3 protein-coding genes are annotated in these 2734 nt (G+C 69.5%); all 3 read left to right on the top strand.

The window, feature by feature from the left end; all coding sequences use genetic code 11:
- A partial coding sequence (locus AC2VNT_RS13710; protein ID WP_486947384.1) for a penicillin-binding transpeptidase domain-containing protein occupies nt 1-668 on the top strand: 668 nt, incomplete at its 5' end.
- A gap of 123 nt (nt 669-791) precedes the next feature.
- On the top strand, nt 792-2360 hold the full coding sequence (locus AC2VNT_RS13705) for a UDP-N-acetylmuramoyl-L-alanyl-D-glutamate--2,6-diaminopimelate ligase (protein ID WP_486947383.1): 1569 nt from the start codon (nt 792-794) through the stop codon (nt 2358-2360).
- The coding region (locus AC2VNT_RS13700; RefSeq protein ID WP_486947382.1) for a Mur ligase domain-containing protein at nt 2357-2734 on the top strand (378 nt) is incomplete at its 3' end. The genes AC2VNT_RS13705 and AC2VNT_RS13700, both read left to right, overlap by 4 nt.

The raw sequence follows: 2734 nt of genomic DNA, 5'->3' as shown, positions 1-2734 counted from the left end.
TTTACGACATGACCCGCAAGTTCGGGTTAGGTCAACGCACCGGCGTAGGGCTGCCCGGTGAGAGCGCTGGGCTGGTACCGCCCATCGACCAATGGTCGGGCAGCACCTTCTCGAACCTGCCTATCGGCCAAGGTCTTTCGATGACCCTGCTGCAGATGACCGGCATGTATCAGGCCATCGCCAACGACGGGGTGCGGGTGCCGCCGCGGATCATCAAGGCCACCATCGCAGCCGACGGCACTCGGACGCACGAACCGCGGCCGGACGGTATTCGGGTGGTGTCGCCGCAGACTGCCCAGACCGTGCGGCAGATGCTGCGCGCCGTGGTGCAACATGATCCGATGGGCTACCAGCAGGGCACCGGGTCCGCAGCCGGGGTGTCCGGCTATCAGATCGCCGGCAAGACAGGTACCGCGCAGCAGATCAATCCCGCCTGCGGCTGCTACTTCGACGACGTCTACTGGATCACCTTTGCCGGAATGGCCACCGCCGACAATCCCCGCTACGTCATCGGCATCATGATGGACAACCCTCAGCATGCCGCCGACGGTTCACCAGGTACGTCGGCGGCACCGCTGTTCCACAACATCGCGGGCTGGCTGATGCAGCGCGAGAACGTGCCGCTGTCACCGGATCCGGGGCCGCCGTTGAGGCTGCAGGCCACCTAGCGGCCGACTCGGGTTCGTCAGTTAGCCGTCATCGCACACTCTGACGGACGAGCCAACCTCGCAGACCGGTGCGGGCAGATAGGGTGTCATGGCCGATCATGAGGTTGACGCGGCGTAGGAGGTGTGACTGAAGTGGTGGCGGTGCCGACTGGGTTGCGCCCCAGCGCCGCTGCGGGCGGGCGGCTACCTGCACTTGCGGTTCAGGTTGGCGCGGTGCTGGCCGACGGCCCCGGGCAGCCGGCGACCGTCCCCGACGTTCCGGTGACCGGTGTGACGCTGCGGGCCCAGGAGGTGCTGCCCGGTGACCTGGTCGCCGCCCTGGCCGGGGTGTCCCCGCACGGCGCTCGGTATGCCGGCGTCGCGCTCGAGCGCGGTGCCGTCGCGGTGCTCACCGACGCCGCGGGGGTCGCGGAGCTGGCAGGCTTGCCTGGCTTCGGAGCCAGCAGCGTGCCGATACTCGTACATCCGGCACCCCGCAGCGTGCTCGGCGGCCTGGCCGCCTCGGTGTATGGACATCCCTCTAACCGGATGACGGTTGTTGGGATCACCGGAACATCGGGCAAGACGACCACCACTTATATGGTTGAGGCCGGTCTACGGGCCGGCGGGCGAATGGCCGGGCTGGTCGGCACCATCGGCATCCGGATCGACGGTGCCGACATCCCCAGCGCACTGACCACGCCGGAGGCTCCTGCGCTGCAGGCGATGCTCGCGGCGATGGCCGAACGCGGGGTGGACACCGTGGTCATGGAGGTGTCTAGTCACGCGTTGAGTCTGGGCCGGGTGGACGGCACCCAGTTCGCGGTGGCCGGTTTCACCAATCTGTCTCGCGACCACCTCGACTTTCACCCCAGCATGCAGGAGTACTTCGAAGCCAAGGCGGTGCTGTTCGATCCGCACTCGTCGCTGCGGGCTCACACCGTCGTGGTATGCATCGACGACGACGCCGGGCGCGCGACGGCCGCCCGGGCCGGTGACGCCATCACCGTCAGCGCCCTAGGCCAACCCGCATCGTGGCGCGCGACGGACGTGGCGCCACTGGGTGCCGGCGGACAAGAATTCACCGCCGTAGACCCCGCCGGCGTCCAGCACCGGGTCGGCATCCGATTACTCGGCCGCTACAACATCGCCAATTGTCTTGTTGCCCTGGCGATTCTCGATGCGGTTGGGGTGTCGCCGGAGCAGGCGTCCCTGGGACTGCGGGAAATCCGAGTCCCCGGGCGACTGGAACAGATCGACCGCGGCCAGGATTTTCTTGCGCTGGTCGACTATGCGCACAAGCCAGGCGCGTTACGCGCGGTGCTGACCACCCTGCTGCAGCCGGACCGTCGGCTGGCGGTGGTATTCGGCGCGGGCGGCGAGCGTGACCCGGGCAAGCGGGCTCCGATGGGCGAAATCGCCGCTGAGCTAGCCGATTTGGTCGTCGTTACCGCCGACAACCCGCGCGGCGAGGATCCGGCGGCAATCCGCCGCGAAATCCTGGCCGGTGCCGCCGCGGCCGGCGGTGCGGCGCAGGTCGTCGAAATCGGCGACCGGCGGGCCGCGATCCAATACGCGGTCGCCTGGGCGGGCCCTGATGATGTGGTGTTGGTAGCCGGCAAAGGCCATGAGACCGGGCAGCGGGGCGCCGTCGAGACCCGCCCCTTCGATGACCGGGTGGAGCTGGCCCGGGCGCTGCAGGCCCGCCAATGATCGACCTGACGGTCGCCCAGATCGCCGAGATCGTCGGTGGCGCGCTGGTCGATATCTCGCCCGAGGAGGCCGCCGAGCGCCACGTCACCGGCAGCGTGGAATTCGACTCGCGGGCCGTTGGCCCTGGCGGTCTATTCCTGGCCCTTCCGGGGGCCCGCTCGGACGGGCATGACCACGCCGCCTCGGCGATCGCGGCCGGTGCGGTCGCTGTGCTAGCCGCCCGGCCGGTCGGCGTTCCCGCCATCGTGGTCGCGCCCCACCCTCGCGCCGCGGCAGCTGACAGCGGGCTGGCCGTGGCGCTCGAGCACGACGCAGACGGATCGGGCGCGGCGGTGCTGGCCGCGTTGGCCAAGCTGGCCACGGCGGTGGCCGCG

This window comes from Mycobacterium sp. TH-M15 (assembly GCF_057473705.1).
The sequence above is the reverse complement of the archived record's forward strand: the minus strand, read 5'-3'. Positions and strand labels throughout refer to the sequence as shown.